At 39.5% G+C, this 7227-nt stretch carries 7 protein-coding genes; all 7 read left to right on the top strand.

Going from position 1 to position 7227, the window contains the following annotated elements; all coding sequences use genetic code 11:
- The first annotated feature begins 289 nt into the window (after nt 1–289).
- The 7 genes from RT269_RS20685 (at nt 290) to RT269_RS20655 (ending at nt 7189) form a co-directional block, all read left to right on the top strand.
- On the top strand, nt 290–943 hold the full coding sequence (locus RT269_RS20685; RefSeq protein WP_313185427.1) for a response regulator transcription factor: 654 nt from the start codon (nt 290–292) through the stop codon (nt 941–943).
- Nucleotides 944–2362: a sensor histidine kinase gene (locus RT269_RS20680; protein ID WP_313185425.1), complete on the top strand. Its 1419-nt coding sequence runs from the start codon at nt 944–946 to the stop codon at nt 2360–2362.
- Complete coding sequence (locus RT269_RS20675; protein WP_313185424.1) at nt 2346–2894, top strand: hypothetical protein; 549 nt, start codon at nt 2346–2348, stop codon at nt 2892–2894. Before RT269_RS20680 ends, RT269_RS20675 begins: the two co-directional genes overlap by 17 nt.
- A 71-nt stretch (nt 2895–2965) precedes the next feature.
- On the top strand, nt 2966–3718 hold the full coding sequence (locus RT269_RS20670) for a hypothetical protein (protein ID WP_313185422.1): 753 nt from the start codon (nt 2966–2968) through the stop codon (nt 3716–3718).
- 282 nt (nt 3719–4000) lie between these two features.
- Nucleotides 4001–4261, top strand: a complete 261-nt coding sequence (locus tag RT269_RS20665; protein WP_313185420.1) for a GlsB/YeaQ/YmgE family stress response membrane protein — start codon at nt 4001–4003, stop codon at nt 4259–4261.
- Between the two features lie 397 nt (nt 4262–4658).
- Complete coding sequence (locus tag RT269_RS20660; RefSeq protein ID WP_313185419.1) at nt 4659–5825, top strand: MFS transporter; 1167 nt, start codon at nt 4659–4661, stop codon at nt 5823–5825.
- A 50-nt stretch (nt 5826–5875) separates the two neighbouring features.
- Nucleotides 5876–7189: an ABC transporter substrate-binding protein gene (locus RT269_RS20655; RefSeq protein WP_313185418.1), complete on the top strand. Its 1314-nt coding sequence runs from the start codon at nt 5876–5878 to the stop codon at nt 7187–7189.
- Nucleotides 7190–7227 lie beyond the last annotated feature (38 nt).

Here is a 7227-nt window from a genome sequence, read left to right as displayed (position 1 = left end):
CTCTGTTACAAGACAAATCCAGGGTGAATGCCCTGGATTTTGTCTACAGTCTGAGGACTTCACATGAGAGTGTGGAGTCCTTTTTATGTTGTAATTTATAAAGTCACGTATTATATTTGACTATGTTGTTTGCTGGTTTTTTACAAGATTGATACATTTATATGTTTTATTATATAGTAAGACGAACAATATGAAATAATAAGACAAAAAATATTAACAGATATCATGAATCAGATTCGGGACCTGGCTTTTTTATGGAAAAGGGAAGCTGGATAGAAAGGAAATAAAAATGCATAATATTTTAATTGTCGAGGATGAAAAACCTATATCCGATTTTATTAAGCTAAGCTTGAGAACTATGGGATATGAATGCGAACAGGTCTATGACGGGGAAGCGGCTGCAAATAAAATTCTGGAAAAAAGGTATTCGTTGATTCTTCTGGATATCATGCTGCCAAAGGCAAATGGATTTGAATTAATGGAGTTTATCCGCCCTACGGAGATTCCGGTAATATTTTTGACTGCAAAAGGAAGTGTGCAGGACAAAGTAAAGGGCTTTAAGTTAGGTGCTGATGATTACTTGACAAAGCCCTTTCAGATAGAGGAATTGCAGGTCAGGATTGAAAACGTGCTCAGGCGGTATTATAAAACAGACGAAATCTTGTCTTATAGAAATATTTCTGTGAATGTATCATCACACAAGGTGACAAAGGATGAGCAGGAGATTACATTAACAGAGAAAGAGTTTAAATTACTGGTGCTATTTATTAAAAATAAGAATTTGGCATTATTTAGAGAGCAGATTTATGAGAGAGTATGGGAAGGGGAGTATACTGGAGATAGCAGAACGGTTGATATGCATATACAAAGGCTGCGTAAAAAATTAGATCTATATGATCAATTGGTATCTGTATTTAAAATTGGATACCGTTTGGAGGATTAAATGAAACTTTCCTGGAAGATATTCTCAAATACATTTCTGGTCGTTCTGTTCGCATTGACATTAGAGGGCGTTGTACTGCTGTCAATGACATTCCATAAAGCATATTTGCTGGAGGTTGAGAGGGAAAAAGAAAATATCGAAAGCATTCACCGGGATCTGGTAACGCTGCTTGCGAATGATAGCAGTACATTGTATAAGGAACCATCAAAAAGTATTGAGGAAGCAATTGATATTTTGAAAAACAATTGGAATGGAGAATCTTATAGAATAAGCGATGAAAATGGAAAGGTATTATTTCAGAACGATGATGCAGGGTTTTTAGATAAAGAGAGCAGTGAATTATCCCTTTATCGGATTGTATATCGAGTAGAAAAAAATGCTGAGGGTTATTTTTTACAAATGTCAGTTTTGACAGAGCTGCTTAGACGGCCTATTATCATTGAGGTTCATAAAGATCTTACACAGATATTTTTAGAGAAAGAGGAGCAGCAGAAAATATTTATAATAACCATAATTGTTGTGGGGGCCATAAGCGCATTGATAAACGCTGTCAATGTTATAAAGCTGACGAAACCAATTCATAAATTGATCTATGCGGTGAAAAAAATCAGGTCAGGAGACTACACGGAAAGAGTGGAATATAAGGAGAAAGATGAAGTCGGTGTTTTGGCATCCGATTTTAATGGTATGGCGGAACAATTAGAAGAAAAGATCCAGTTGCTGAAGGAAACGGCAAAAAAGCAGGAAGAACTGGCAGGCAGTTTGGCGCATGAAATAAGAACTCCTCTTACTGCCATGATAGGATATGCAGATTTAATAAAGAGAAGCAAAATGGAGGAGCAGGATTTCCTATATGCCGTGGACTATATTATTTCGGAAGGAAAGAGACTGGAAGCACTTTCTAACAGGATGATGCAGTTATTAATAGAAAAGAATGCAATGCCCAATTATTCCGTCAGTACAGTTCAGAATTTGCTGGAAGATGCCCTGGAAGCAATGAAACCCGTTTTTGATAAAAAGAAAATCATCGTAAAAAAATCTTCTGTCGATTTTCCAATAAGAGCAGATATGGAGCTTATGAAAAATGTTTTATTAAATATTTTAGATAATGGTGGAAAAGCGGCTGGCATGAATGGCGAGATCGCCATAGAAACTGGCTGTAAGAGCGGTAATGTATGGATTTCAATAACGGATAACGGGATGGGTATGCCAAAAGAGGAGATTTCTAAAATTCAGGAAGCCTTTTACCGGGTGGATAAATCCCGTTCCAGAGCAGATGGGGGAGCAGGCCTGGGATTAGCAATTTGTTCTAATATTATGAATATCCATAGAGGAGAAATACTGTTTGAGAGTGAAGTGGGTAAAGGAACTACAGTGACATTGGTATGGAAAGGAAGTATCGATGAACAGGACATTTAATTATGTAATATATCTGACCAAGGTAGCTGCCTTAGCTTTGGCAATCCTGATCTTTCCATATCTTTATTTTCAGTATCAGGACCGGAAGCTGTTAAGCGAGACAAAAGAAATGGATATGAATGTTTTCCAGATGGATAAAATAGAAAATAGTACGTTAACATTAGAGGAAAAAATGAAGCTGTTAACTGACGGCAATGCAAACTTAAAGCATATTGAACTTAAAACAGGTGACCGGTTTAGTTTATATGAGGCGCGCAGACAATGTTTTCGGGAACTGAGCAAGATTCCCGTTTTGGAGATTACTATATATGGTCCCATATTAAGAGAGATTGATATTACACCTTACCTGTTAATTGACTCAGAGACACCGTCGAGTTCCATGCTTATATGGAAAGGCTCTCTGACAATTAAAGATATCAAATATCATATTACTTTGGATGAGGAAAGCGGCAAGATATTATTCATTCAGCCAGTGGAAGAAAAAGATGACGTTTTGGAAATGCAGTGGGAAAAATATTTAAAAAACCCGTAGGTATAATACAAGTTTGTTACATTTATTTGTGAAAATACAGTATAACCTAAAAACAAATGGAGGATATTCAGATGAAAAACAAAAAATACGGGATGCTGCTATTAGGAAGCCTTGCAATTACAGTAACACTGTCCATAAGTGCTTGCGGAAATAGAGCATTAAACACGCAGAAGGATACTGGGTCTGCAGCAGTAACAGAGGAAGTAACCCAGAAAGAGCCGGCCCAGTCAGAAAGTGCAAATTCTGAAAATTCCGGCTCAGAAGAAACATCGGCTGCCAATAACAGCGAAACCAATGAAGTGCCAATGCTTAAGTTACCGGAAGGCATATCAGGCATGAAGGCAGAGACAAGACCGTTGAAAGAACTAAGAGATCTGATCATTGAAGACATGGAGGTACCAAAGGAATATTATGAAACCACAAATTATTTTTATAACTATATTGATTTAAATGATGATGGTAAGGATGAAATATTTGTAATGGTAACAGGACCTTACACCAGCGGCTCCGGTGGAAGCAGTGCATTGCTGTTATCTGAAAATGGTGGAAAACTGCATGTTGTTCAGGAGTTTACATTAATCAATGAACCAATCATTGTCAGTGATAAGTCAGAGAACGGATATCATGAATTAATTGTTCCGTATTATAACGAAAACAAGGCTCAGTTTTCTGTACTAAAGTATAAGAATGGCGCTTACTCCAATGTACCGGATGGAGAGATGATAAATAGTCTGGAGGGGATAAAGGGGAAAGCGATCATTGCCAATGACAGGATAAATGAAGTGCAGGCAGGAATCATGGGAATAAATCTTAGCGAAGAGTAAATAATGAGAGCATGCGGTCTCTAATTATCCAAAAGGTGCTGGAAACAGTACCTTTTTTTTCCCTGTGTATAAAAAATACAATTCTGGTACAAACTAACTATAAATACCTGGTGAGGACAAAAACTTATACTTGGTATCCCGTATGTCCTACGAGGATGCTTTTTTGGTTTTATAATAATTCAAAATGATTTGTTTTATTTTGAATTTATTGACTATCAGGTTTTTACACAAATAATGATGAATTTCATTATAAATAATTCTTTTAAAGAGAGGTAATAAACGATGGGAATTATAAGTTGGATTATTATTGGTGCTCTTGCCGGTTGGATTGCCAGTATGTTCACTGGTAATAATAAAAGTATGGGCGCTGGCGCCAATATCGTGGTAGGGATCATCGGCGGTTTAATCGGCGGGTTTTTGATGGGCCTTTTTGGAGGAACCGGCATTACCGGATTTAATGTCTGGAGCTTGATCGTCTCTGTCGTTGGTTCCGTTATTTTATTATGGATCGTAAATGCAGTGAGAGGACAGAAGACTGAGTAAAATAGTTTACCTGGCTGTTCATGCCATAAGAAAAAATATCCTGAAGCGATCTGGATACGCTTGCTTACGTAAAAGGGGTATGTCAAATAAGCTGTATGATACAGTACAGATTATTTGACAGCCTCTTTTTTGTATGCTCTTTTAATAATAGGACAATGTTTTAAATAGTTAACAAACTTTAAAAATAAACGAAAAACTATAAAAGACATAAAATTAAATGGAAATCCCCTGGTGAATGGAAAGAAAAAAGTCTATGTATGCCATTATAGCTGGAAATATAAGAAATATTGTAAACAAACACTGTAAATATCGGCTTGAATTTTCATTTTGCCTATGTTATACTGTTGCCAATACATAATTAATAAATAAAGTTTAATAATTGGAATGGAGTTGCGTAATGGAAGAGGAAAAGAAAAGCATGAGCTTTCCCAAGGGACTGTTCTGTGTCTATCTTGTGTTTTTTTCGGGGCAGGCAATCTATAATACATATTTAAACTTATATCTGGCTCAGATCGGTTTTTCTACTACTCAGATTGGCAGCATGATATCCATATCCACGATCGTGCTGCTGATTGCACAGACCTTTTGGGGCAGTATCAGTGACAGGGCAGAGAGAAAGAATGGAGTGGTTGCTTTTCTCTACATTGCTTCCATTATTTCAGCGATGGGGTTTTACCTTACGAAAAGCTATTGGCCTGTGTTATTTCTTGTGGCTGCCTTCAGTGCCTTTTTTGTTCCCATTATTCCTTTGAATGACAATATTACCTTAGAGTCCCTGACCGGCAGCAAATGGGATTATGGAAGGATCCGGCTGGGAGGGACCATCGGTTATGCTGTAACTGTTGTTTTGGCCGGGTATTTTCTAAAGGATGAGTATTCCTCTATATTTTGGATTGTGGCAGCAGCCATGGCCTTATGTCTGATCTTCTCCTTATCCATCCCGCCTGTAAAGGGCTTTAAAGAAAGGAAAAATAAATCTTCTATATGGGAGGTATTATCCGATAAGACGCTGGTCGTACTGATTGGCTTTAATTTAATGTATGGGCTGGGAACCAGTTTTTTCTACAATTTTTACCCCATTCATTTTGTGCAGATCGGAGGAAACAGCAAGCTGGTTGGCTGGATGATGTTCGCATGTTCCGTTGTCGAGGTCCCCTGTCTCATGGTGATGCACAGGCTTGTGAAAAAGATAGGGATGTCCGGGGTGCTTATTTTGTCCGGAGTTCTTACCTGTATCCGATGGACCCTTCTCTATTTTTTAACTGCGCCTGTGCTGATTATTCTTACAAACCTGCTTCATGGATTCAGCTTTACGGGAATCAGTTATTGCTTGTTGAATTACATTAACCGAAGGGTACCGCCGGATCTAAGGGCCAGCAGCCAGGTGTTAAATGCAACGATGAGTACTGTATTCAGCAAGCTGGTATTCGGTTATATTGGAGGGGCTGCTTTTGAATTATGGGGAGGCGGTTCCATGATGGCCTGTTCAGCCATAACCATAGGAATTGCCACACTGTTCTTTGGGGTATGGAGCAGAGGAAAAGGCAGGGAGTTGTCTTTTTAGCGGTTGTTGCTGCTTTTAAGAGTAATAAAGGAATGAAAAGGAGAGAGAACATGAAAAAAATGAAAAAAGTGTTAGCGGTACTTGCAGGATCAACCATGTTGTCATTATCTCTTGCAGGCTGCAGCCAGTCTGCACCACAGACCGGGGGAGCGAAAACAGGAACGGAGGCTGCTGATGCAGGTAAAGCCGCATCAGGGGGAAAAGAAAAGATCAGGGTATTTACCTTTTTTACAGGCTCTGATCAATGGGCGCCGGTCTGGTCTGAAGTAATTGCAGAGTATATGGCGGCGAACCCAAATATTGAGATTGTAGACGAATCAGCTCCAACAGCAGGAGTAAATGATGTATTCCGTACGAAGATGCAGGCAGATATAGCGGCTGGAACACCGGCTGATTTATCCATATTTTATACGGGAGCAGATGGAAAGCCGCTGGTGGATTCCGGACTGTTTGTTGATTTTGGAACCTATATGAAAGACGACGAGAAGTGGTCTGGGAACTTTAAACAGTCAGCTCTTGACAGTCAGAAATATGATGGAGTGCAGTATAGTCTTCCTTATCTGGGATATTATGAAGGCTTGTTTTATAATAAAGAATTATTTGAGAAGTACGGCCTGGAGGAGCCTGTGTCTTATGATAATATCATGAAAGCCATTAAAGTATTTGCTGAAAATGATATTCCTGCATTTGCTTCTTCCATGGCAAAGCCCTCTTATCTGCTGGAGCTTTCGATTCTGGCTCAGTCGGGCGGAGAAGGACATAAGAATTACTTTGATGACAGCTGGGCACCGGCGCTTGACAGTATTGCAGAATGGTACCAGATGGGGGCCTTTCCTAAGGATACCATGACGATTTCAGAGGATGATATCCGTCTGATGTTTAAAGAAGGAAAAGCAGCCATGATGATCAATGGTTCCTGGTGTGTCAGCGCTTTGGAGGACAATGAAAATATGCGCCTTATTGCAATGCCTGCATTCCCCGGAGGCAAAGGAGGAGAGGATTGCGTAATTGCAGGTTTTGGTTCTGGCTGGTTCTTTAGTAAAAAGGCGGCAGAGCGCAGTGATGAAACACTAAAACTCTTAAAATATCTTACATCACCTGAGATCGTCCAGAGATTTATTGCGGTAGGCGGAAGCTCAGCAATTGAAAGCCCCGTACCGGAAGGTGCCTCTCTTTTGAAGAAGAGTGCGATTGAGATGTTGAATAAGGCATCTTATACGGATACGGCTATTGATTCCCAGGTGAGCCGGGAGGCTTGGATGGCCATAGCAGATGACGGAGCGCCGTATCTGGTAGAAGGAAAGAGGACCAGCCTGGAACTTCTGGCTGAGGCACGTAAGATCTTGGAGGCTACCAGTAAATAGAAGAGAGGGAGGAAAAGTGGCAGAAGATTTATAGATTC

It is taken from the genome of Lacrimispora sp., assembly GCF_032078915.1.
In the GTDB taxonomy this organism is placed as follows: Bacteria; Bacillota; Clostridia; order Lachnospirales; family Lachnospiraceae; genus Lacrimispora.
The sequence above is the reverse complement of the archived record's forward strand: the minus strand, read 5'-3'. Positions and strand labels throughout refer to the sequence as shown.

Bases quoted from the DNA above. Each gene is read 5' to 3' on its own strand.
- RT269_RS20665 (WP_313185420.1), top strand. From the start codon at position 4,001: ATGGGAATTATAAGTTGGATTATTATTGGTGCTCTTGCCGGTTGGATT.
- RT269_RS20685 (WP_313185427.1), top strand. From the start codon at position 290: ATGCATAATATTTTAATTGTCGAGGATGAAAAACCTATATCCGATTTT.
- RT269_RS20675 (WP_313185424.1), top strand. From the start codon at position 2,346: ATGAACAGGACATTTAATTATGTAATATATCTGACCAAGGTAGCTGCC.
- RT269_RS20655 (WP_313185418.1), top strand. From the start codon at position 5,876: ATGAAAAAAATGAAAAAAGTGTTAGCGGTACTTGCAGGATCAACCATG.
- RT269_RS20680 (WP_313185425.1), top strand. From the start codon at position 944: ATGAAACTTTCCTGGAAGATATTCTCAAATACATTTCTGGTCGTTCTG.
- RT269_RS20660 (WP_313185419.1), top strand. From the start codon at position 4,659: ATGGAAGAGGAAAAGAAAAGCATGAGCTTTCCCAAGGGACTGTTCTGT.
- RT269_RS20670 (WP_313185422.1), top strand. From the start codon at position 2,966: ATGAAAAACAAAAAATACGGGATGCTGCTATTAGGAAGCCTTGCAATT.